Source organism: Ligilactobacillus salitolerans, assembly GCF_003864415.1.
In the GTDB taxonomy this organism is placed as follows: Bacteria; Bacillota; Bacilli; order Lactobacillales; family Lactobacillaceae; genus Ligilactobacillus; species Ligilactobacillus salitolerans.
The window spans coordinates 1-24,087 of record NZ_BFFP01000036.1 but is presented as its reverse complement, the minus strand read 5'-3'; the positions used below and the strand labels follow the sequence as shown (position 1 = coordinate 24,087).

Sequence of the window (24,087 nt, the reverse complement as noted above, 5' to 3'; positions counted from 1 at the left end):
CTAAGGAGTGTGCTTGAAATGCCTATAAAAACTGATTTAAAGCCAACTGTTGATTATGATTCCAAGGAATATTTAGAATTACTCGACAAGTATTGGCGTGCAGCTAACTACGTTTCTGTCGGTCAGCTTTTCTTGCGGGACAACCCGTTGTTAAAACGCGATTTGACTGCAGAAGACGTTAAAGTTAAGCCAATTGGCCACTGGGGTACGATCGTTTCCCAGAACTTTATCTACGCGCAATTAAACCGTGTGATCAATAAGTATGACTTGAACATGTTCTATATTGAAGGTTCTGGTCATGGTGGACAAGTAATGGTTTCTAACTCTTACTTGGACGGCAGCTATTCAGATATTTATCCTGAAATTTCCCAGGATGAAGAAGGAATGAAGAAGCTGTTTAAGCAATTCTCCTTCCCAGGCGGAGTTGCTTCCCATGCCGCACCTGAAACACCAGGTTCGATCCATGAAGGCGGGGAATTAGGTTATTCCTTGTCACATGGGACTGGCGCTATTTTGGACAACCCAGACGTGATCGCAGCCGTTGAAATCGGCGATGGCGAATCAGAAACCGGCCCGCTGGCGGCTTCCTGGTTCTCCGACAAGTTCATCAACCCAGTTAAAGACGGGGCAGTTTTGCCAATCATCAACATGAACGGTTTCAAGATCTCTAACCCGACTGTCCTTTCCCGGATGAGCGATGAAGATCTGACCAAGTACTTTGAAGGCATGGGCTGGAAGCCGTACTTCGTTGAAGCAGATGCTGATTCAGATCATTTGGCCGTTTCAGCAGAATTCTCCAAGACCTTGGATACTGTGATCGAAGAAATCAAAGCCATCCAGAAAAAGGCTCGTTCCGCAGCCGGCGCACAAGACGGTGAAGCAGAATTGCCGCACTGGCCAATGATCGTCTTCCGTTCACCAAAGGGCTGGACTGGTCCGAAGTTCAACGCTGACGGCGACCCGATCGAAGGCTCATTCCGTGCCCATCAGGTTCCGATCCCTGTTGACGCAGAGCATATGGAACACAAGGAATTGTTAGTGGACTGGATGAAGTCCTACAAGCCAGAAGAGTTATTTGACGAAGACGGCAAGTTGAAAGACGAGATCCGTGCTTTAGCTCCGAAGGGCGAACAACGGATGTCAGTCAACCCGATCACTAACGGCGGGATCGATCCTAAGCCGTTGAAATTCCCAGAAGTCCGCGATTTTGCCGTGAAGTTTGACAAACGTGGGACAGAACAGCATCAAGATATGATCGAATGGGCTAAGTGGCTCAACGAAGTGGCTAACTTGAACCCAACTAACTTCCGCGGCTTTGGTCCAGACGAAAGTGAATCCAACCGTTTGTATGCTTTCCTTGACGGGCAAAAACGTCAGTGGATGGAAGGTATCAAGCCGGGCAACGATCACAATTTGGCCAACTCCGGTCGGATCATTGATTCACAATTGTCTGAACATCAAGCAGAAGGCTGGCTTGAAGGCTATGTCCTGACAGGACGCCACGGCTTCTTTGCCACTTACGAATCATTTGGACGTGTGGTTGACTCCATGCTGACCCAACACTTCAAGTGGCTGCGTAAAGCTAAAGAACAGTCTTGGAGAAAAGAATATCCATCATTGAACATTGTGGATACTTCGACTGTCTTCCAGCAAGACCACAACGGTTATACCCATCAGGATCCAGGCTTGTTGACTCATTTGGCAGAAAAGAAACCTGAATTCATCCGCGAGTATATTCCAGCTGACGCTAACGAATTATTAGCAGTCGGCGATAAGGCTTTCCGTGACTACGAGAAGATCAACGTGATCGTATCTTCCAAGCACCCACGCCGCCAGTGGTACACGATCGACGAAGCTAAGAAGATCGTTGACCAGGGCTTAGGCTATATCGACTGGGCTTCAACCGACCAAGGCGCAGAACCTGATTTGGTTGTCGCAGCAGCCGGCAGTGAACCTAACTTGGAAGCTTTGGCCGCAATCTCATTGCTGAACAAAGAATTCCCAGAATTGAAGATCCGCTTCATCAATGTTGTTGACATCTTGAAGCTGCGTTCACCGCAAAATGATCCGCGTGGATTGACGGACGAAGAATTTGACCGCTACTTCACCAAGGACAAGCCAGTCCTCTTTGCTTTCCATGGCTTCGAAGACTTGATCAAAGACATCTTCTTTGACCGCCACAACCGCAACGTGCATATCCACGGCTACCGTGAAAACGGGGACATCACGACACCATTTGACATGCGTGTCTTAAATGAGCTGGACCGCTACCATTTGGCTAAAGATGCCATCTTGTCAGTCCCAGCTTATGCACAAAAGGGTGCTGCCTTTGCACAGAAAATGGACGACATGGTTGCCAAGCACAACCAGTTCATCCGTGATGAAGGTACAGACTTGCCAGAAGTTGAAAACTGGAACTGGGAACCATTGAACAAGTAAATTTGTAATTTGAATTGGAACGTCTTGCTGATTGCGGCAAGGCGTTTTTTTTGAAGAAAAATTAGGCTTTTTTTGCGTATATATAAATTGAAAGGAGGGGATTTACGCAACGCGCAAGAAATCCTTTGAACTGCAGTACTTAGAAACGCTGCGGGAAAGAACACAGTTGGATCGTGAACAAATTGATAATTTGCGGCGACAAAAGCGGGGTTACCAGGGAGAGAGATTGTTGGATAAGCTGGTTACGGATTATTTTGCCGTTCCCGAACTGGTGATTGACGATTTAAACATTGTATTTGACGGGCAGTTAGCGCAAATCGACAAGTTGATTGTGACAAAAGGCAAGCTATGTTTGCTGGACGTCAAAAATTATCGGGGTAAATATCGCTATGAAAACAACATGTGGTACTGTAATGAGCGCGTTCTGTCAAACAATATTTTTCGTCAAATTGATCGGGCGCACGATATTTTGGCACGAATCTTTCAGCAAAATAGGATTCAGCTCCCAATCGAGCGTGTACTTTGTTTCATGGATCCGCAGGTTAGTTTTGAAGTTCATCAGCTGTTGGTGACAAAAATCAAACAAGTCGCTTATTTGCCACAATGGCTGCTAGATCTCAAGCATTCTTTGCATGAAAATCAACTTAAATTTGCTCAGCAAATCAAGCAGTTATTGGCGCAGTATACAGTCTCAGCGTACCGTCCGCAACAAGATTGCCCAACGCGTCAGTTACGAACGGGAATCTGCTGTTCACGTTGTCTAAAATTTGGTTGGGAGGAACAGAAACATTATTTGAAATGCACCCACTGCGGTTTTTGTGAGTCCAAGGAGCATGCAACTGTGCGCACGATCTGCCAGTATGGAGTATTATTTTTCAAACATGATTTGTTACGTGGAGAATTGCGATGGTTTTTGGGAAAGGAGATAAACGAGAATTCATTAAAAAGCACTTTGTACAAAAACTTTCAAAAAATAGACGGCTTCAAGGGAAAAAAGAGCTGTTACTTAAATAAAGGCGAAGAATTTGAGTATTGGTTTTACGATCAAAAGGACTATTTTGAAAGATTACAAACTAGAGGAAAGCTTGGACAAGAAAACAAACAATTTTTTGAAGGGTGAAAGCAATTTGTCATAAATAAAAGGCTCCTTTGGCTGGTCTTTAAGTAAAAAACCAACCAAAAGAGGATGAATTGGCTGGTCTTTTAGGCAAAGACCAACCGAAAGAGGAGCAATTGGTTGGTTTTTAAGCCAAAGACCAACCGAAAGAGGAGCAATTGGTTGGTTTTTTAGGCAAAGACCAACCAAAGGAGGATGAATTGGCTGGTCTTTCAGGCAAAGACCAACCGAAAGAGGAGCAATTGGTTGGTTTTTAAGCCAAAGACCAACCAAAAGTGGACCAATTGCCAGGTGTTTCTATCCGAATACCCCTTGCTCCAAAACTTCGCTTATTCGCGTAACCTGCACTGGTGTTAAACCGAATTTGGCAAAAATAAAGTCGTCGATCAAAGCTGCACTCTGTTTTCCAGCCAATTGCTGCTCGACCAATGCTTCCAAGTGATTTTTTTCCGAGGCATTCAAACTCAAAAATGGCAACAGCTCTAAATTGCCCCGTAAAATTTTGGCGCTGGCAAATAGCAACTGATACAAATATTGAAAAAGCTGTGAATTCAAGAAAGCCAGCACTGTTTTGGCACTATGCGTCGGAACAGCGGGCACCAGCAAATTGGCGCTGTTCAAAGTCAGCAGCTGCTGGTCATCATAGGCAAAAACCAAGCGCTGGTTGATAAATTTGTAGACTAATTTTTCCGGTGCCCGATATAAGGCATCACGTGCGACCTGCTGGAAATGCTTCCGCTCGAATTTCAAAAAATGCTGCGGCTGCTTCAAGGAATAAGGCTGGATGTCCTTGCCGGTCACAAGCGGCTCGGCGCCGGCATGCTGCTGGTCCAAGACGTGTTTTTTATTGTTGCCGGTCACGATGCCCAACCCCCATTGGCTAGCGCTGAGGTCCGAATCCTTTTGCTGCCAAACTTGTGTCAAAATTGTGCGGTCCAGCTCTGCCAAGGGCAATAAATTGAGATGCGGCATTTGCGCGTAAATATTTTGCGGCGTCTGGAGCACCCGTGAGCCTTTCTGGAAGGAAATCAAAGTTTGCTCTGTTGCTTCTTCCTTGGTAACTACCAGCAAAACTACATCCGAGACCACCCCCTGGAACAAGTTGGGCAAATAAGTGACTTGTTTAAGCGTGCCAGTCTTTAAGAGTAGAGCGCGCAAAGTCTGGTGAGCGGCAATGTTTAGAAATGAGATGGGCAGCACAAATCCAAGCTTGCCGCCGTTTGCCAGTTCGCGCAAGCCTTTTTCGACAAAATAAGCAAACGAATCTGCCTTGGTGAAAATGCTGTCCGGCACGGCAGATTTCTTTTTGGCTCCCCAGGGCGGGTTGCCGACGATAGTAGTGTACGAAGTGGTGGCTGGACTTTGCAAATAATCGACTAGCTGGATATCCGGATAAGTCTGGTCATTTGCGGGGGAGTGCAGCATGAGGTTAGCCCGCGCCAATAAGACTGCAGTCTGGTCCAATTCTTTGCCATGCAAATGCTTGAGCGCCACGCCGAATCGGCGGTTGAGCTCCAGCAAAAAAATGCCTGTTCCGGCTGCTGGATCCAAAAAATCTTGGCCGGGCTCAGGTTTGATTTGATCGAGCAATTCATCAGCTACGTAATAGGGAGTGTAGTACAAACCACTCTTGTTCCGACTGCCTTCTGCTTTTAAGGTCTGGTAGAGGGCACCAAAAAAATCCGGCTCCGCTAAGTCCAGCTCAAAAGCAAGCAGATCATCCCGAGTTATCCCGACTTCGGTTAAAAAACGTTCTTTGTTATGTAAGGAGATCGTGGTGGAATTAGCCACAGCACTGGCTGCCAGCTGCAAAATAAACTCGTCCGGATCTAGGTTCTGGTCAACGACCATCTTGGCCAGTTCCACGATCCGCTGCTTGTTGGCTGGATTTTGCACGTATTTGTCCGGAAAGATCCGGCGGCGCGAATCAGTTTTATTGGCGCGGTGCAAGAGTTGTTTATCAGTGCTGCCCAGCCGCTGCCAGTTGGCGATCGTTGCTTTGCTAACGGTTTGTTTCATGACGGATCTCCTCAACTTAAAATTACATTTATTTTACCACGAAAGCCGGCCAGACTTGAAAATTAGTAGGCAAACTATCTCTGAGATAAAAATTATTCTTCCGTGAGAGATAACTAAAAAAATTGAACGGGGAGATGAGTAATGTCTCCATTTAACCCATAAGTGATAATTTTTTGGTATGTTAAATAAGTCACGATTTAATGGATTTCGACAGCATGCTAATTTATTCTTAAAAAGAAGGGCTTTTATGTCAAAAGAAACTAAAAGGCACCATTTTTCGATGCCGTCTGCTTTTACGATCTTATTTTTATTGATCGTCGCAATTGCAATTTTAACTTGGATTATTCCGGCTGGAAAATATAATATTGACCAGGCTGGAAATGTTATTAATCATAGTTACCATGCTGTAGCTAACAAGCCGCAGGGGATCTGGGACGTCTTGATGGCGCCTGTGATCGGAATGGTCGGGAATGCCAAAACTGGCGGTGCGATCTCGATCTCATTGTTTATCCTGGTGATCGGCGGATTTTTAGGTGTCGTTAATCAAACTAATGCTTTGAATGATGGGATCAAGGTCTTGGTCCATAAGTATTCCAAACAAAAGAAAATGTTGATCCCGCTGCTGACCTTGCTGTTCGCGCTGGGTGGGTCTACCTTTGGAATGTCTGAAGAAACGATGGCATTTTACCCTCTGTTGATCCCAATAATGCAAGCGATGGGGCTGGATGCTTTGGTTGCCGTGGCGATCCCGCTGGTCGGGACCCAAGTCGGAAACTTAGCCTCGACTGTTAACCCCTTTGCAACAGGGGTGGCTTCAGAAACCCTCCACATTTCCATGGGCGATGGGTTGATCTCGCGGTTGATCTTATTGGTAATAACGTTAGTCTTCTCAATTTGGTATATCTATCATTACGCGGCCAAGATTGAAAAAGATCCAACGAAATCTTTACTATATTCAAATAAGAATTCAGGTTCGCTGCAAAGCGACTTACAAGAAACTGAGGACGTACCAGAACTAAGTCAGGGACAAAAGCACGTTCTCTGGATCTTTGGCATGACCTTTGTCATTATGATCATTGGATTAGTACCGTGGCAAACGATCAACCCAAACTGGACTTTCTTTGAATCGTTTTTGAAATGGTTGAGAAATGTCCCATTTTTAGGAGCTTTTATCGGGAAGGACACCGTCGCGTTTGGCAGCTGGTATTTTAACGAGATCACGATGCTGTTTTTAGGCATGTCAATTTTGATCAAATTTGTGTATCATATGCCCGAGCAAAAATTTGTCGATTACTTTATGGATGGTGTCAAAGATTTTGCCAGCGTTGCGATCGTGGTGGCATTAGCGCGCGGGATCCAAGTTGTGATGGATGCCGGCATGATCACCGACACAGTGCTGCATTGGGGTGAGCTGGTCTTGCAAGGTTCTAACAAGATCATGTATACCATCGTAACTTATATTTTCTACTTGCCAATGACTTTCTTAATTCCTTCGACTTCTGGGCTGGCAGCTGCTACGATGGGGATCATTGGGCCAATGGGGCATTTTGCCGGCGTTGCTTCCAATATTGTAGTCAGCATCTATCAAGCTGCTTCAGGCTTGATCAATATGTTGACCCCGACTTCTGCCGTGGTTGTTGGTGCAATGCAGATCGCGCAGATCAACATCTCGGTTTGGTGGAAATGGGTCTGGAAGATGGCTTTAGGTTTATTATTGATCTCCTGTTGTTATTTAGTCATTTTGGCAGTGCTGTAGAGATCAAAATCTGAGCTTCATCCCTACAAAAAAACAGCAGGTGCGACAAAAGCGCTCAACTTTTGCCACACCTGCTGTTTTATGCATTAATAGTGAATTTTTACCATCTTAAGTGAAGTCCACGACCATCCGGCCAACGATCTTGTTGTTCTTCATTTCATCGATAATGTCGTTGATTTCGGATAATTTACGTGTCTGGACGATCGGGTGAACGCGGTGTTCAGCACCAAACTGGAAAGTTTCCTTGAGATCTTGGCGCGTACCCACTAAGGAGCCGGCGACCTTGATCCCATCCAGGACTGTCTTGGAGATGTTCAAGGCCATATCGCCTTGCGGCAAGGCGATGGCGACTAGAGTTCCGTCTGGCCGTAAGGAATTGACTGCCGCCGTGAAGGAATCAGCTGAGACCGCGGTGATCACGGCACTGTGGACGCCGCCGACCTGCTCTTGCAAGATCTTGGATGCATCTTCTTTTTGAGAATTGATCGTTAAGTCAGCACCGAGTTTTTTAGCGGCAGCTAACTTGTCATCGTTGATGTCGACTGCGGCCACATGTGCACCGAAGACGTTCTTCGCGTATTGAACGGCCAGGTTGCCTAAACCGCCGGTCCCGACGACTTCGACCCATTGTCCGGGCTTGAGGTCTCCAGTCTTTAATCCTTTGTAAACAGTCACACCGGCGCAAGTTAATGAAGTAGCTTCAACTGGGTCGAGGTCATCTGGAACTTTGACGGCGTAATCGGCCGGAACGATACACTCTTCTGCCATCGCGCCATCGACATTGAAACCGGAGTTTTCCACATTGCGGCAGAGTGTCTCGCGCCCGGTCGTACAATATTCGCAGTGACCGCAGCCCTTGTAGAACCAAGCAATTGAGACCCGGTCGCCGATCTTGAGGTTGGTGACACCGTCTGCAACTTTGACGACTTTACCCACGCCTTCATGCCCGATGATCCGCCCAGGGACCTTGCCGAAGTCGCCGGCCGCGACATGCAGGTCGGTGTGGCATAATCCGCAATATTCCATCTTGACTAAGGCTTCACCGTGGCGCAGCTCGCGCAAAGTGACATCTTTGATATCGACATATCCATCACAACTATCTCTGACAACTGCTGCTTTCATTAGGAAGTTCCCTCTTTCAAAATTATTTTATCTACACTTAAATTCTAGTTATATTTAAACAAATAATCAAGTGAAAAGTGTAACAAATATGGCTAAAAATAATTCATGTCTTTTGTAAATAATGGTTATATAAGACTTTTGCTATAAAATATAATAGTTCCTAATTTCACAATTAGACTCAAATAAAGCAATTCTGAAAAGGCGCCAGACGGCAGGGAGCTCTGCCGGCCAGCGAACAAAAACAGGCGGGCGCAGAATAAAAGGGCAGGGGACTTTTGGTCCTAAGGCTTTGCCTGAATTTTACCCAGTTGAGTTTTGTTTCAAAGCCAAAAAAAGACAGTTGTCTTGGAATGTGACAACTGCCTTGCTGGTTTTATGGTTGTGTGGCGATCAGACGGCCAGACACTTTGCCAGCTCGCAGCTGGTCTAAGCCTGCACCGATCTTCGCAAAGGGAATGGTGTGCAGGGTCGGCTTCAAGGCTCCGGCCTCAAAGAATTTGTAGACTTCAGCGATGTCTTCGATGCCGCCGCCGTTGTTGCCAAAGATCTTCAGGCGGCGAGTCGTCAGGTCCCAGGTACTGATGTCTGAATGCAGGATGCCCATTCCGACAACTACGATCGTGCCGTCAGTTTTGACCGCTTCGACCGCGTGCGCTGTGGTCGAGCCAAAACCGGCATAATCTACGATCAATTCGGGTCCTTCTGGTTTAAACTCGCTGGCATCTTGAAAGACTTTCTTGACGCCGAGCTTTTTAGCGATCTCCTGCGCTTCGGGCTTCGGGTCGGCGACCAAGACTTCACAGCCTGCCGCCAAAGCCATTTGCACGGCAAAATCGCCCAAGCCGCCGACCCCGATAATGCCGACTTTCATGCCTTTTTTAGCTCCGCCCAGCGTGAAAAGGGCATGGTGCGAAGTCATGCCGGCGTCAGTCGCCGCCGCGCCTTCAACGAAGGAAACATTATCGGGCAGCTTGATCAGCTGAGTGGCTGGTACCAGCACTTTTTCAGCGTAGGCACCGTCTCTTGCTCCGCCGATCGCGACTAGGGTCTTGGGATCTAGCGGACAAATGCCCACCCGGTCGCCGACTTGCCAACCGGTCACGTCAGCGCCGACTTGTGCGATCACTCCTGCACCTTCATGGCCTAAGATCACTGGCGGCTTGGTCATTTTCATCCAGCCGGGATCGTCTAAAATCGTGACATCGGTGTGACACAGACCGGATGCCTTCAGGTCGACGATGACCGAATCCGCGGTCAATTCTGGTTCTGGGACCTCTCTTAACTCCAATGGCTGGTGCGTTTTTTCAAAAACCCATCCTTGCATGAAAATCTACCTCCTTCATTCTTGAAAACGCTTTTATTATAAAATTCAGGAGGCACTATGTCAAAAGACTTAAATGGATCTTTCCCAGTCGACATCTAAAGCAGCCAAGATTTTGCGCGCAACGAGCATCGCGCCAGAAAACTTCGGGTGCACCCGATCTTTAGTGACCGTGTAGGATGATTGCTGGCTTAAGTATTTATCGACCGTGGCTTGAAGATCGATATACTGCAGGCCGTTGACGGAAGCAAGTTCTTGAGCGATATCTTGGAAGACCTGGAGTTTTGCGCGCATCGGATCAGCCTGGTTGAGCTCAAACATAAAGGGACTCATGATGATGACCTGTGCCTGGTCTTTAGTCCGGTCGATCAGACCTTGATACTGGGCGCGGTATTTTTCCGGCGTGACTAAATTTTGGTTGTGGCGGAAGGTAGAATCAAACCAGCGCCATGTGTCATTGATCCCGATCAAAATAGCCACATAATCAGGTTTGGCGCCAAGCACATCTTGATCCCATCTTTTGGCTAACAAATTAATGTCATCTCCATTGACGCCTGCGTTGACGACCATGGTATTCAAGTCTGGGTACATCGTCGTTAAGGCTGCACTCACGATCCGGACATAGCCGTCTCCAAAAGATTCAAAATCTCCCGGAATTGCAGCATAGTCTCTGTTGGCATCCGTGACTGAGTCTCCGGCAAAAACGATAGTTGAGTTTTTCTTCAAAAGCATCATAACATCTTCTTTCATAAGTTAAGGTGTAGGTCTTTCTGGGTGATAGACAACGATCCCGCCATGATCATAGCGGTGTCTGTTACGAGAATATTCAAAGGGCGTCCCGTCGGTAAATATTTCGCCTTGATGGATACCTTCTGTAACCATTTCTGGGAACTTAGGATCAGGCTGAAGGTTGGGGTCTTTAATTCCAAGTAAAATGCGTGTAGAATTATCCATGAATTAAACATTCTTTCGTTATTTGTCAGTAGGCAAATTTGATTTGGAGATGAGGTGGTGGCCTTATCTCTTTTTTTAGTATAACTAAAAAATGGTACAGATAGAAGATTTTATCTATCAGTACCAAATATTAACCGATATCAAGAAATTGATCTAAGGGCTGGGAACTGACAAATGCCGGTTGATTTACTAGGATGAAGGTAATGAACTGTAAAAAATTATTTTTTTTAGTGTTAGACTGGAAGTTTTGCCTGCTCTTCCAGAATATCCGAGAACTTTTTGTCGTTCACAAGTCCAGCAGTAATTTACACTGTAAATTAAGGGGAGTGAAGAACTTGCCAAGCCCAACAAACAGACGTCACATGATCATCAAGAAACTAGCTGCAGTCAAAAGAACCACAGCCGCGCAGTTAGCCCAAGAGCTAGGTGTTTCCGAAAAGACCATCTATAAAGATATCGCCATTCTTCAGTCCGAATACAAGGACGGACCCTTTCAAGTGCAAAGTCAGCCGCATTATGGGATCTATTTACGAGGTGATGAAAATGAAGCTTTAAAGATCAGCCAGAATTTTGAGCGTGCGAGCCAAGTTCCTAATAGTGATCGAGCCAGAGTTTTCGATATTTATCATCGCTTATTACGGACAAATGACTTCATTTCCCCAATTTGGCTCGCGCAGCAATTGCACGTTAGTGAGCGAACGATCGAACGTAACGTTGCTGCCTTAAGCGCTGAATTGCAAAGCCGAGGTGTCGTGCTGGAAAAAAATCAGCATTCTGGATTGAAGCTGAAGATCACTGAGGAAAAAAGACGAAGCCTGATGTTTCAATTGCTGAACAAGTATTGGGGACAATCGTGGAAAATCAGCGAAAATGGTCAGCAGGCTGCAATTAAATTTGACGGACTCTCAGAAAACGCGCGGTTGATCTCGGAAGCTTTAGTCCAAAAACTGACTGAGATTTTAAACCAATTTTCTGAGCAGAATAAATTTAAATTCAGTGATTTTGAATTTCAATCTTTGGTGATCCATTTGGCGATCGCGATCAGCCGCGTCCAGCAGGGTCAGCCTTTAACTAAAAGACTGGGCGGCAGTGAAGAAAGACAAAGAGTAAATGCCAAGCAGCTAAGTACAATGATCAAAAGCAAGCTTGGGGTGACTTTGCCGCCCCAAGAGACTGATTATATTCAGCTGCATTTGATCGCTGCAAGTACTAGTCCGGAACAAATGCAAAAAAGTCCAATGGGTTTTGAGATCAGGAAACTGCTCAAGGGCAAGTTGGAAAATTTTGGATATGATGACCAACTATTGCAAGGCTTGGTCATTCATTTGCTCTCAACGATCAAAAGACTTGAAGCGCACATGTCGATCTCTAACCCATATACCGCAGAGATCAAGCAAAATTACCAGCAGGCCTTTGAGATGGCTCTGCAACTGGTCGCTTCTATTGAAAGTCAGTATAGTGTCCGGCTGGATGATGACGAAGCTGCCTACTTGGCGCTGCATATTGAAGCGTATTTAGAAAGAAAAAGGTTCGATCGGCACGTGATCAGCGCTGCCATTGTATGCAGTACTGGTCAAGGTTCAGCTCAGTTGCTGGCGGCTAAGATCAGAAACGAATTTCCGCAGATCAAGATCCAAGGGATCTGGGCTGCGGCCGAATTGGAAACACAGGAATTTAGTCAAGTTGACTGTATTATTTCGACTATTAAAGTTGAGATCATGGGAATACCAACAATTTTAGTCTCACCATTCGTGACGCAAGATGATCAAGCTGCTTTGAATAATTTCATCCAGGCTAACCAGGAAAACAACAGTGCTGACCATGCAGAATTTGATGCCTTGGTCTCCCCAGAACTGACCTGGGCGAGGTATCAAGCTCAGTCACGGAATGAAGTTTTGCAAATGATCAGTCAGGAATTGGTCACAAAAGGCTATGCTCGCGCTGGAATTTTTGAGAGCGCGCTCGCTCGCGAAAAAGTGTCTTCAACCAGCTTTGAAATGTATGCGCTTCCCCACGCCGACCCAGACTTTGTGATCCAGCCGGTTTTGGCAGTTTGTACGTTGGAGCAGCCAGTCAAGTGGGGAACAAATGAAGTCGCGGTGATCTTCTTTTTGGCGATGGACAAAACTAAATCACAGGCGGAGCTGGACTTGATCTTTGATTACTTTTACCGATTAACAGCCAACAAGCGGCTGCTGCAAAAATTGAGCAAAATAACTGATAGAAAAGAACTTTATCAGGCAATTAGAGGAGAGAATTGAATGGAGTTAGCAGAAATTATTCAACCAGAATTAGTTAGTTATGACCTAGAGGCTTCTAATCAAAAAGAAGTGATCAACAAAATGGCAGAACTGTTGGTCAAACAAGGCGTTGTTTTGGATCAAGACGAATTTGTCGCTTCAGTTTTTGCAAGAGAAAAGACCGGAACAACAGGTATCGGGGCCGGGATCGCGATCCCTCATGGTCAGGCAGATACAGTTACCGCTTCTGCGGTGGCTATTGCTAAATTACATGAGGCTGTTGAGTGGAAGTCTTTGGATGACAAACCCGTGATTTATGTATTTTTGTTAGCGATACCAAATTCAGGTGCTCAGGAACATCTGCAGTTGTTATCGCAATTAGCCGAAGACTTGATGGATGATGATGTCCGTGCGAAATTGGAAAAAAGTCAGTCAGCCCAAGATTTGATGCAAGTATTTCAAAAGTAAGGAGAGATTCAAATGGCTAGAAAATTAATTGCAGTGACGGCATGTGCGACAGGTGTCGCGCACACTTATATGGCGCAAAAGGCTCTGATCCAGGCGGCCAAGAAGATGGGTGTCTTGATTAAGGTCGAGACTCAAGGAGCGACGGGTTTAGGTCACAAATTAACGGAAAAAGATGTTCAAATTGGAGAGGCTGTGATCTTGGCGACTGATACCAAGGTCAGAGAAAAGGAAAGATTTAATGGTAAGAAAGTGTTAGAAGTCGGCGTTAGCGAACCGATCAAAGATGCCAAGAAAGTGATTGAAAAAGCCTTGGCTCTAGTTGATGAATAGGAGGCTGCTTGCAATGAGTTGGAAAAAAGCAGGTAAACAGTTAGAACAACATATCATGACTGGGATCTCCTATATGATCCCAGCTGTGATCACCGGAGCCGTTTTGATGGCCATTAGTCGGATCGGAGCTTCTTTTTACGGAATTTCGGATATTTGGGACGACAAGTGGGCTAGCAATGCCAATGTCTTTATTCAGTTTCTGCATACTGATGACGGCTGGGGAAGCTTAGCTTTGAACCTAATGTTTCCAATTATCTCAGCCTATATTGCCTATTCGATTGCAGATAAGGGCGGGATCGTGCCGGGGATGGTCGGCGGACTGCTGGTTTCAAATATGAATGCCGGCTTTTTGGGAGCCTTAGCTTCAGGCCTGATCGCTGGTTATATCGTGAAACTGATGGTCGATAAGATCCATTTGCCGAAGGCGGCAGAATCAGTTTTGCCCGTTTTCATCGTGCCGGTTTTCGGGACATTAATAACCTTGCTGATCATTCAGTATATTATCGGCTCGCCTTTTGCGGCCATCAACACCGGTCTGGCCTCATGGCTAAAAGGTCTGACGGGACTCAACAAAGTTATGCTCGCCGCTATTGTGGGCGGCATGGTTGGCTTTGACCTGGGCGGACCAGTCAATAAAGCGGCGGTGACCACGGCGATGGCGCTGATCACGAGCAAGGTTTATGATCCCAATACCGCGGCGCAGGTCGCAATTATTATTCCACCGTTGGGTTTAGGCTTAGCGACGGTTATTCAGAAAAAGAAATTTAGTCCTGAATTAAATGAGGCAGGGAGTGCTGCTTTAGTAATGGGTCTGATCGGTGTCAGCGAAGGGGCGATCCCGTTTGCCGTCCAATCCCCATTGAAAATTGTTCCGATCAACGTGATCGGTTGTGCAATTGGCTCTTCCTTAGCCGTTGGTCTTGGGGCGATCAATCGTGCCCCAATTTCTGGTTTCTATGGGTGGTTTGCGGTTGAAAAATGGTGGTTCTATCTGTTAGGAATCGCAGTCGGGACGGCGATCGTGACGATTTTGACCTTATTGACCAGAAAAGACTATCAGCCTGAAAAGACAGAGAGTCAAGAAGACGAGCAAGAAGAAGAACAGTACTTTTCAGAGGATGAATGGGAAAATTAAGCAGACCGCAAAAGATCAGAAGAGAGTTGAGCAGCGAGCATGAAAAAAATAAGGGTCCACTTGGTCAATCATACGCACTGGGATCGTGAATGGTACTTTTCCAGTCAGGATTCGACTGTTTTAAGCAATTTATTGTTCACAGATGCCATCGCAGAGTTGGAGAAACATCCGCAAGTTAACTTTACCTTGGATGGACAATCCTCAATTTTGGAAGATTATTTACAAATTAGACCGGAAATGTTGCCGCGAGTGGAAAAACTGATCAAAGCCGGACAGTTGATCATTGGTCCGTGGTACACGCAGCCTGATGCGTTGCATACGAGTGGGGAATCGTTACTACGCAATGGCATCATCGGTCATTTGACGGCGCAAAAATACGGCCCCGTCGCTAAAATCGGCTATTTACCTGATACTTTCGGTTTCAACCCGCAAATGCCGGTGATCTTGAACGAAGTGGGCTTGAATAATTTTATCTTTTGGCGTGGGATAGATCCCAAGCGTACTGGCGGACCTTACTTTAACTGGCAGAGTTTAGGCGGAGGCAGCAAAGTCACGGCCATCAATCTGCCGCAAGGCTATGGGGTCTGCAAACAGCTGACTGGATCAAAGGATTTTGTCAAACAAAGTCTTGATCCGGCCGTGCGCTTTATTCGGGATCACTCTTCCCAGCCGGTTTCAGATGTACTGATCCCGGTCGGCAATGACCAGATGGCAATTAAGAAGGAACTTGAAAGCAGCGTCCAGAAAATCAACCAATTAGGCGATTTTGAATACGAAATTTCAGATTACGCTTCTTTTGTCACGAAAATCAGGCAAAGTAAGGAATTGAATGATTACGTCGGTGCAATGATCGAACCTGTTTTAGCCAGAGTTCACCGGACTTGCGGCTCCAGCAGAATGGATATCAAAATTGCAGCCAGTCGTTTGGAAGCCAAGTTGGTTGGTCAAGTCGAACCTGTAATGCTGATCGGTCAAAAGTGCGGGATCGATTTAAAGCAAGGAATTATAGTCGCAGCCTGGAAAAAGCTGCTGGCTGCACAAGCCCACGACAGTTTAGCAGGCAGCATCAACGATTCAGTGGCTGAAGACGTATTGCACCGCTTAAAAGAGGGCAACGAGATTGCCGACGGAATTCTGAATACGATCGAGCGTTTGCTGGCTGAGCAGCTGAACTTAGCTGAAAATCAAATTTTGTTTGTTAATCCTTTGCCCAAGGAAAGCAACGGCTACCAAAAAGTCAGACTGGTTACTCATGAGCAGGCAGTGACCTTTCCGGCAGCAGAGGATACGGCGCTGGTTTCACAGCAGTATGTCCCTGCACGAGCAAATGTTTTTCAAGAAACAGTGAGCGGAGCTAAGTATGGCACGGAGCCGGGTTATTATATCAGTGATTATCTGGTTAAAGTTCACTTGCCGGCACTGGGCTATCAGGTGCTTGGATTTGTTAGCGATGGTCAAGATAAATGTATTTCTGCGGTGAATTCAGCCAAGATGAGAGGCAAAAATATCACGGTGGAGTATGCGCATGGTTCCCTTTATTTGAAGCACACGGGCAGCAGTGTGCAAGATTTTCTTGTCTTAACTGAGAGCGGCAATACGGGCGACACCTATGACTCATCGCCGCTGCTTGGAGAAGAGCGGTCAGCCTTGCACTTTGATTTTGCCCAAGTTTTTACTTCAGGAAAAATTTCGACCATGATTTTAAAAGGGCAGCAAAAATTGCCGTATGATCTGACCGAGCGCGAGCAACAGAAGAAAACAACGGATTTCAAATATGAATTGGAATTACGCATGTTTCCCGATGATCATTTGACAGTGCATTTGAAATTCGAGAACAACGTCCTTGATCATAAATTGACCTTGAAGATCAGAACGCCAAAAGCGGCACAGTACCAGGCGGGCGTGCCATACGGCAGTTTTCAATACCGAGAGAATGATTTGACTGACTGGCAAGAAAAGTACGCGGAAAAACCAGTCTCAGTCTGGCCATTTGATCACTGGGTCACCGTTTCTCAGGATAATTTAGCACTCACCGTTTTTTCAAACGACGTCAAAGAATTTGTCAAAAACGTTGACAGTATAGACCTGACCCTTTTAGCAACGACAGACCAGCTAGGAAAAGAAGACTTGGTCAATCGGCCTGGCAGAGCGTCTGGAGATACGACTCAGTTCGGGCACCCGCAGATCCCGACCCCGCAAGCGGAATTGCAACAAGCATTTGAGTATGATTTTGTCGTTGATTTTAGTGAAGGCGGCGACTTAGTTCAGGCAGAGCAGATCCAGGAAAGAGAGACTTTTGCAGCCTTTGTCTATCAAAAACAAGGACTCAACCTGTTCTTAAATCGACTGGATAATAAACTTCAACCCAGTTTGGCAGGTGAAATAACTTTGCCCACTGAGCTGAGTCTGTTGAAAATACCAGAAGAAGTCACCGTTACTGCCTGCTATCCCAGCTACCTGAAAGGTCATGGGCTGGTAGTGCGCTTAAATAACGGGGCTAAAGAACCAGTCAACTATGTCTTGCCTAAAAACGCCCAAGCAGTCAATGCGTTAGAAGAGCCGGTTGAGTATGGCGGCGTGATAGACGCGCTGGATGTACTGACAATATTGATCTAACCTAAGGATAAAGTATAACCTTTAGTTCGCTTCCCAGCTATATTTTTTATGATCAGTTTAAAAACACCATCGAATTTTCAAAGGATGAAGTGCTCCATATACTGTTAGTTTCTATGTCTAACAATTATGAGTACTTTAAGAAAAGAAAATTTGATGGTTTTTTTTGCAGTAAGTTAAGCAAAAATACTTTGACGGACTTGGTACCAGACTGAACCACTTTGGTTCCAACTTTGACGGATTTGGCACCAGACTGAACCACTTTGGTTCCAACTTTGACGGACTTGGCACCAGACTGAACCACTTTGGTTCCAACTTTGACGGATTTGGCACCAGACTGAACCATTCTGGCTCCAACTTTGCCCGACTTGGCACCAGTCTGATTCGCTCTGAATACTTCTCAAAGTTTTGACTCAAGGCAGGCCTTGCTTTGAAATTCAATTATATCTATTGGAGAAAAACTTTTTGAATAACCAAATGCAATAAAATGTGGTTTAATATAGATAAGAAAGCGTTTTCTAAAATTACTTTTTTGCTATCCTAGCAAGAAAGACATTATTCGGCCAGCAGAGGAGGAGATAAGAAAACTTGCGGGGATAGAGATGGTTTTTACTTATGAACATTTTGCGTGAATAGAATTGCTGAGAGGAGTTGTCAGTTATGGTGGAGGTCAAGATCTTAACTAAGAACGTCCTAGTTGGAAAAGCACTGCGAGTCCTGCTGAATAATTTTTCCAAACTACACGTTGAATTGGCTGTAAATGGAACAGAGATGCTCAACAGTGAAAATAAAGTTGATGTCATTTTGGTTGATGTTGATAGCACTGAATTTGATTACGTACTTTCTTTAAAAAAACCGCTCAAAAATAAGCAGATCATCCTGTTGGAGTTTTTGGAAAATAATTTTCTTGAATACCGCTTTGTATTGAGTACTTGTCTGGGGTATGTTTTACAAACAAAAGAGGTTTCGTTGGACGGCCTATACTCTGATATTATTGAAAACACAGTTGGTGCAAGCCCTCAGCAAGATCCAGCGATGACGGCTAAGGTGTGCAAACTTTTTTCCGAACTCGCCTGTCCGGAAAAGACGATGCGCGTCGAAGAAAATCTTTTACATGATATTTCGCCGTCGGAATGGGACATCATTAGATACATCGGTTTGGGTCTTACAAATAAGGAGATTTCAGCCAAGTTATACCTGTCAGTCGGAACAGTCAGAAATTATCTTTCCAATATTTTATCCAAGCTGAATTTTCGTGATCGGACTCAGTTGGCAATTTGGGCTAACCAGGCCGGGATCATGAATGAAGTTTCGCAGCAGCAGCTTTCATCCTAGATATTTTTTTTAGCAATTTTTTCAGTCCTTAAACGGTTGTTTGAGGGCTTTTTAAATGCTGTCCATTTTTCTAAAATTAGTGACATTTGTCATCTTTTTTCGTGACAATAGACACCTCAAAAGAAGAAGTGAACTTGCTAAAATTGAGGTAAGCGGAAGAAAAGAAGGTGGAAAATTGAAGACAATTATTTTACTGAGCCACGGAGAGTTTGCTCCAGGATTAAAGTCGGCTTTAGAAATGTTTGCTGGCGATCAGGCCAAAGACGTACTGGCATTTGGCTTAAGAAAGGGTGAGTCTGCCGATCAATTCGGCCAACGTTTTGCCCAGGGCATGGCTGAAGTCGATCAATCGACTGGGTTAGTCTTACTAGCTGATATTATCGGGGGCAGCCCATTAACGACAGCTTGCAATATCTTAGCCCAAGCTGGCCGCATGGAAGATACGATCGTTCTGGGCGGCATGAATTTTCCGATGGCTTTGAATGCAGTTTTGTACCAAGATTCACTGGATGGACCGCAATTTGTGGAGAAGGTTTTAGGGGAAGCCAGCGCGGCACTGCAACAGTTTAACTTTCAGACTGATACTGACGATGAAGAAGATGATATCTAGTACAGGTTGAAGCATTTCAAAAAAATAATGGAGGGATTGCTATGTCAGTTACATTTGTAAGGATCGATGATCGGATGATCCACGGCTTGATCACGACTCGTTGGGGCAAAGAACGCCCATGCGATGGGATAATTGCCATTGATGACTATGCTGCTAATAACCCGATTCTGAAATCGGCCTATAAAGCTGCCGCAGAAAACAAAAAAACCTTTGTCTGGACGATGGAACACTTTAAAAAAGTGCAAGACAAGGTGCTTAATTCCGACACGCGATATTTTTTGATCACTAAAAAGCCGGAAGATATGAAGACGATTCTAGTCGATTGGGGCTTTAAACCCAGCGATATTAAGACTGTCAACGTGGGTCCAGGTAATGAACGTGAGGGTTCGATCAAGTTGGGTGATAACCAATCCTTTACCCAGGCTGAAGCTGATGCCTTTGAAGCCATGGAACAAGCAGGCTATCGGGTTGATTTTGCGCTTTTACCTGATCAAAGGATCGGCGAGTGGAAGAAGTTCAAAGGTAAATTTGGCTACTGAGACTGCCAGCGACTGTTATTAAAAACTACGAGCAGTCTCGCTCTGGTGCAAAATTAAAAAGGAGCGCGTAATTATGACAATTAATTGGTTCCAAGCCGCAATTTTAGGTTTATTTGCCTGTCTTTGCTCTAATTCTTGTATGGCTGGACAAGCAGTTGGTAATTATACGATCGGCCGTCCCTTGGTTGGGGGCTTGGTCTGTGGGATCGTTTTAGGAGACATGAAGTTAGGGATCGCCTGTGGGGTGGCAATGCAGCTGGTTTATATCGCGTTGGTTACCCCGGGCGGGACTGTTTCGGCCGATGTCCGGGCAATTTCTTATATCGGGATCCCCTTAGCGATGGTCGCTATTTCTTCCCAAGGATTAAATCCAGTCGGCGGTTCAGCTGCTAACCTTGCAAAATCAGTGGGGACTTTAGTTGGGACTGTCGGGACGGTGCTTTATTATTCGGTTGCTACTTTGAACCTAGTCTGGCAGTCTTTCGGGTGGAAGGACGTTAAGAGTGGAAAAATCGATAAGCTCTATAGCGTCAACTTCGGCTGGCCGTGGGTCTCACATGCTATTTTTTCATTCTTGCCAACGATGTTGATGACTTATTATGGTGCAAGTGCTGTTACTGCTTTGCGGTCCACCTTGCCGATGGATGGGATCGCAATGAAGACGCTCTTTACGGTTGGCGGCATGCTGCCGTGTGTCGGGATCGCAATTTTGCTGCGGCAGATCATTGATAAGCTGATCGACTTTGTACCTTTCTTCGTTGGTTTCACTCTGGCAGCTTCTCTGCATTTAAATCTGGTTTCGATCACCGTCATTTCATTGATGTTTGCCATTATTATGTATGAGATCAAAATGAACGGCGGCTCCAATACTCCACGGACTTCTAGTGCGGGTGGAGGCTCGCCAGATGACTACGAGGATGATGATGAAGAAGAGGAGGATATCTGATATGGAAACTACACAAAATACGGGCAGTAAAAAATTAGATAAAAAGACACTGTCTCATTCATTTAACCTGTGGTTTTGGGGCGCGTTGACCTGCTTTTCGCAGGAACATATGCAGACCTTTGGATATATGTCCTCAATGCTGCCGATCCTGCGGAAATTGTATCCTAAACATGATGATCAGGTCGAAGCAATTCAGGCTTATACCGCCTTTTTCAACACTAATCCAATGTTAGGGTCTGTGATCGTCGGGATCACGGCTAGTATGGAAGAAGCACGTTCCAACGGCAAAGAGATCCAGGGCGACACGATCAACGATATGCGTGCTGGTCTGATGGGCCCGATCGCTGGTATCGGGGACTCTTTGATCGATGGGACCTTGATCCCGATTTTGCTGGGGATCGCTTTAGGGATGTCGACTGATGGTTCGCCAATTGGCGCAATTTTCTACATTATTGTGTGGGTCTTATTGGCATACTTTGGGCAAAGATTCTTGTACTTCCGCGGTTATAGTTTAGGTGATAAAGCCGTTGGTTTCTTAGTCGGCAAACAAGGTGCAGCTGTACGTTACGCCATCAGTATCGTAGGTAGTATGGTTGTTGGCGGTGTGTTAGCATCGTGGGTCAATGTTACGACTTCACTGAAATTGCACGGTGCGAACGGTAAAGTTTTCTTGGATCTACAAGACAAGATCGATAGCATTTTTCCTGGTTTGTTGACGGTCATCATTACATTATTCTGCTGGTGGTTGATGTCAAGAAAGCACGTTTCAGCAATTTGGACGATGTTGATCTTGGTGGTCATTTCATTTGTTGGAGTGCTGTGCGGCTTCTTTGATCCAGGATTGTCTTATTAAAACAGAGCAGAGGCAAGCGGGAAGAACCGAGTATATCGGACTTTGACAGCATAGTGCGTTTTTGGCACTGTGCTGTCAAAGTGAGATAGACGGAACTTCTTGCTTGCCGGAGCTCGACTATAAAACAGAGCGGAGCAAGCCGGGAGAACTCGAGCAGCTCGACTCCAAAACACACCCCTAAGAAAGGATGAGCACAGTGACACTGGATGAAATGACGAAAGGTTACGAAAAAGAGGTAGCCTACCAAAAACACATGCTAAAGAATTTGGGCTATTGGTTCCAGCTAAATACTATTTTGAGTGGTGTTGGCATTGTGGTCCTTTACTTCTTCCACGGTGAAAAGCTTTGGCTCACCATCTTGGGTGCTGTGTTATTTGTGGTTGGTGCCCTAGGCATGTTGTTGTTTGGCTACACCGGCTGGCGCGGGCAAAAGAATGTTAAGGCTGTAGTTGACGACTACCAGCAAAAGGTCGACTATTTGCAAAAGAAAACGCGCAAAATCAGCAAGAAGTAATAAGTGATAAGTAATAAGTAATAAGTAACATGTAACAAGTAACAATGGATATTGCAGTGTGTCGAGGCGGGTAGTGGTTACTCGCCTTTTGTGTTTGAAAGCTTGCAAATTTTAGCACGACCATAAGGAGGCAAAGTGCATGAAAATGCAATTGGCACTAGATGACATCAGCCTGGCCGATGCTTTAGTTTTAGGGCAGAAGGTGCGGGATTATGTCGATATTTTCGAAATAGGGTCGCCCTTGATAATTGAAGCAGGAATGGATGCGGTCCGTGAATTCAAGCAGAAGTTCCCTGACAAAGAGATCTTGGCAGATACAAAAATCGTGGATGCAGGTGAATATGAAGCTGACTTGGCATTTAATGCTGGAGCTGATTATTGTACTGTGATCGGTATTACAGATGACCTCACGATCAAAGAATGTCTCAAGGCTGCCGTGCAAAATGAGAAGCATGTTTTTGTCGATACGATCAACATTCAAGCAATCGATACACGGATCCCAGAACTTGAGGAACTAGGAGTCGATCATTTCAGCGTTCACGTTGGGGTCGATCAGCAGTCAGTTGGCAAAACACCGCTCGAGACATTGAGTGAAGTGCGGAAGGTCAGCAAAAATGCGGTCATTTCAGTCGCTGGCGGCATTAACCTAAGTACCGTGCATGAATATCTTTCTTTAGGAGCAGATATTTTGATCGTCGGTGGCGGGATCAATCACGCGCAAGACCCGGTTGCAGCCGCCAAAGAACTCGCTGCCAAAGTTCATCACTCTAAGATAGAAGCAAGCTGAAGGAGGTGGTCATTCATGAGGTCTGAGACACTGCATGAGATCGTGCAAGAACTTTCACTCTATAGCGAGCAAGTTGATGCTTTGCAGATTCAAAACGTGGCGCACTTGTGTCAGAAAGCCCAGCGGATCTTTGTCGCTGGAGCCGGGCGGTCAGGTTTTGCCGCGCGGGGCTTTGCCAATCGGTTGATGCAGCTGGGAAAAGAGACTTATTTTGTTGGGGAAACAACGACACCAGCGATTCAGCAAGGTGATTTGCTGCTGATCGGGTCTGGCTCGGGGAAAACCAACAGTCTGTTGGTTGATGCCAAAAAGGCAAAGGAAAAAGGTGCAGCACTCGCAACGCTAACGATTTATCCGCATGCGGCAATTGGCAAACTGGCTGATGCGCTGATCGTCATTCCAGGCGGGACTCCTAAAAATGAGTCTAGTGATCAAGATACGGCAACTTCGATCCAACCGATGGGGACTTTATTTGAACAGCTGAGCTGGCTGACCTATGACGCGCTCGTGCTCGAGTTGATGAAGTTGTTGGGCGAGACTTCAGCGACCATGTTTAGCCGCCACGCGAATTTAGAGTGAATAATTAAATAAAAGCTCTCCTCGCAAACACAGAAAAGTTTCAGTCTGCGTTTTGCAAGAGGAGAGCTTTTTTGTCTAACTCTACTAATTATCGATCATACGTAAGCAGTGCACAACAGACGTCTAAGTCTCTAAGTTCGATCTGTCTGGTTTAAATCAAGAATGATTTCCGCTGAAAAAGAGGTGCAAAGTTCGCAATGAACTTTACACCTCTTTTTCAGGCTGCTTACGCAGCGGCATTTTTTAACGTTTTCGTTTGATGCCATGGCAAATAACGCCTCAGCTCAGCTTCACATAGCGAATCTGCTTGGGAGAGTGCCGTCAGAATATTATAAAGGTAATGCAATGGGTCCAAGCCGTTGGCTTTTGCACTTTCAATCAATGTCAACCAAATTGCGTTAGCTTTTGCG

At 45.6% G+C, this 24,087-nt stretch carries 23 protein-coding genes; 16 read left to right on the top strand and 7 right to left on the bottom strand.

The annotated features are described in order from the left end of the window. Positions 1-18: 18 nt before the first annotated feature. Together LFYK43_RS09700 and LFYK43_RS09695 are read left to right on the top strand one after the other, a co-directional pair. Entirely contained in the window at positions 19-2,439 is a 2,421-nt protein-coding gene (locus tag LFYK43_RS09700; protein ID WP_124977788.1) for a phosphoketolase family protein, read from the top strand. A gap of 166 nt (positions 2,440-2,605) precedes the next feature. Further along, a complete protein-coding gene (locus LFYK43_RS09695; protein WP_158609230.1) occupies positions 2,606-3,559 on the top strand; it encodes a nuclease-related domain-containing protein in 954 nt (317 codons plus the stop codon). Here LFYK43_RS09695 and LFYK43_RS12605 read toward each other — a convergent pair. Further along, positions 3,506-3,829, bottom strand: a complete 324-nt coding sequence (locus tag LFYK43_RS12605) for a hypothetical protein (protein WP_158609229.1) — start codon at positions 3,827-3,829, stop codon at positions 3,506-3,508. The two genes, LFYK43_RS09695 and LFYK43_RS12605, sit on opposite strands and share 54 nt — an antisense overlap. Positions 3,830-3,853: 24 nt before the next feature. Beyond that, positions 3,854-5,575, bottom strand: a complete 1,722-nt coding sequence (locus LFYK43_RS09690; protein WP_124977785.1) for an N-6 DNA methylase family protein — start codon at positions 5,573-5,575, stop codon at positions 3,854-3,856. A gap of 247 nt (positions 5,576-5,822) precedes the next feature. Here LFYK43_RS09690 and LFYK43_RS09685 point away from each other — a divergent pair, with 247 nt between their 5' ends. Further along, on the top strand, positions 5,823-7,331 hold the full coding sequence (locus tag LFYK43_RS09685) for a YfcC family protein (RefSeq protein WP_124977783.1): 1,509 nt from the start codon (positions 5,823-5,825) through the stop codon (positions 7,329-7,331). A 108-nt stretch (positions 7,332-7,439) separates the two neighbouring features. Here LFYK43_RS09685 and adhP read toward each other — a convergent pair whose 3' ends face one another. The 4 genes from adhP to LFYK43_RS09665 all read right to left on the bottom strand — a co-directional run bounded on the left by adhP (position 7,440) and on the right by LFYK43_RS09665 (position 10,728). Further along, on the bottom strand, positions 7,440-8,453 hold the full coding sequence (gene adhP, locus LFYK43_RS09680; protein ID WP_124977781.1) for an alcohol dehydrogenase AdhP: 1,014 nt from the start codon (positions 8,451-8,453) through the stop codon (positions 7,440-7,442). Between the two features lie 373 nt (positions 8,454-8,826). Beyond that, positions 8,827-9,777, bottom strand: a complete 951-nt coding sequence (locus LFYK43_RS09675) for a zinc-binding dehydrogenase (protein ID WP_124977779.1) — start codon at positions 9,775-9,777, stop codon at positions 8,827-8,829. A gap of 69 nt (positions 9,778-9,846) precedes the next feature. Beyond that, on the bottom strand, positions 9,847-10,524 hold the full coding sequence (locus tag LFYK43_RS09670) for an SGNH/GDSL hydrolase family protein (RefSeq protein ID WP_124977777.1): 678 nt from the start codon (positions 10,522-10,524) through the stop codon (positions 9,847-9,849). A gap of 3 nt (positions 10,525-10,527) precedes the next feature. Then, positions 10,528-10,728, bottom strand: coding sequence for a hypothetical protein (locus tag LFYK43_RS09665; protein ID WP_124977775.1), 201 nt, complete (start codon positions 10,726-10,728; stop codon positions 10,528-10,530). Between the two features lie 362 nt (positions 10,729-11,090). On the opposite strand from LFYK43_RS09665, the gene LFYK43_RS09660 reads away from it, so the two are divergent. The 13 genes from LFYK43_RS09660 to hxlB all read left to right on the top strand — a co-directional run bounded on the left by LFYK43_RS09660 (position 11,091) and on the right by hxlB (position 23,677). After that, positions 11,091-12,989 (top strand): BglG family transcription antiterminator, encoded by a 1,899-nt coding sequence (locus LFYK43_RS09660; RefSeq protein ID WP_229718012.1) that lies wholly within the window; start codon positions 11,091-11,093, stop codon positions 12,987-12,989. Then, the gene (locus LFYK43_RS09655) at positions 12,990-13,436 is read left to right on the top strand and encodes a PTS sugar transporter subunit IIA (protein WP_124977771.1); all 447 of its coding nucleotides are present in this window, start codon (positions 12,990-12,992) and stop codon (positions 13,434-13,436) included. A gap of 12 nt (positions 13,437-13,448) precedes the next feature. Beyond that, positions 13,449-13,766 (top strand): PTS fructose transporter subunit IIB, encoded by a 318-nt coding sequence (locus tag LFYK43_RS09650; protein ID WP_124977769.1) that lies wholly within the window; start codon positions 13,449-13,451, stop codon positions 13,764-13,766. A gap of 13 nt (positions 13,767-13,779) precedes the next feature. Continuing rightward, positions 13,780-14,901: a PTS fructose transporter subunit IIC gene (locus tag LFYK43_RS09645; RefSeq protein ID WP_124977767.1), complete on the top strand. Its 1,122-nt coding sequence runs from the start codon at positions 13,780-13,782 to the stop codon at positions 14,899-14,901. Positions 14,902-14,940: 39 nt separating this feature from the next. After that, positions 14,941-17,517 (top strand): glycoside hydrolase family 38 N-terminal domain-containing protein, encoded by a 2,577-nt coding sequence (locus LFYK43_RS09640; protein WP_124977765.1) that lies wholly within the window; start codon positions 14,941-14,943, stop codon positions 17,515-17,517. Between the two features lie 657 nt (positions 17,518-18,174). Then, positions 18,175-18,849: a response regulator transcription factor gene (locus tag LFYK43_RS09635; protein WP_124977763.1), complete on the top strand. Its 675-nt coding sequence runs from the start codon at positions 18,175-18,177 to the stop codon at positions 18,847-18,849. A gap of 175 nt (positions 18,850-19,024) precedes the next feature. Beyond that, entirely contained in the window at positions 19,025-19,459 is a 435-nt protein-coding gene (locus tag LFYK43_RS09630) for a PTS sugar transporter subunit IIA (RefSeq protein ID WP_124977761.1), read from the top strand. 41 nt (positions 19,460-19,500) lie between these two features. After that, a complete protein-coding gene (locus LFYK43_RS09625; protein ID WP_124977760.1) occupies positions 19,501-19,998 on the top strand; it encodes a PTS sugar transporter subunit IIB in 498 nt (165 codons plus the stop codon). Positions 19,999-20,071: 73 nt separating this feature from the next. Next, the gene (locus LFYK43_RS09620; protein WP_124977758.1) at positions 20,072-20,944 is read left to right on the top strand and encodes a PTS mannose/fructose/sorbose/N-acetylgalactosamine transporter subunit IIC; all 873 of its coding nucleotides are present in this window, start codon (positions 20,072-20,074) and stop codon (positions 20,942-20,944) included. 1 nt (position 20,945) lies between these two features. Then, positions 20,946-21,797, top strand: coding sequence for a PTS system mannose/fructose/sorbose family transporter subunit IID (locus LFYK43_RS09615; protein WP_124977756.1), 852 nt, complete (start codon positions 20,946-20,948; stop codon positions 21,795-21,797). A 196-nt stretch (positions 21,798-21,993) separates the two neighbouring features. Beyond that, on the top strand, positions 21,994-22,311 hold the full coding sequence (locus LFYK43_RS09610) for a DUF202 domain-containing protein (protein ID WP_124977754.1): 318 nt from the start codon (positions 21,994-21,996) through the stop codon (positions 22,309-22,311). A gap of 139 nt (positions 22,312-22,450) precedes the next feature. Then, positions 22,451-23,098, top strand: coding sequence for a 3-hexulose-6-phosphate synthase (hxlA, locus tag LFYK43_RS09605; protein ID WP_124977752.1), 648 nt, complete (start codon positions 22,451-22,453; stop codon positions 23,096-23,098). Positions 23,099-23,113: 15 nt separating this feature from the next. Further along, positions 23,114-23,677 carry a 6-phospho-3-hexuloisomerase gene (gene hxlB, locus LFYK43_RS09600; protein WP_124977750.1) on the top strand — a complete coding sequence of 188 codons (564 nt, stop codon included), beginning with the start codon at positions 23,114-23,116 and terminating at the stop codon, positions 23,675-23,677. Positions 23,678-23,903: 226 nt separating this feature from the next. Here the strand turns inward: hxlB and LFYK43_RS09595 are convergent. After that, a partial coding sequence (locus LFYK43_RS09595) for a transposase domain-containing protein (RefSeq protein WP_148095617.1) occupies positions 23,904-24,087 on the bottom strand: 184 nt, incomplete at its 5' end.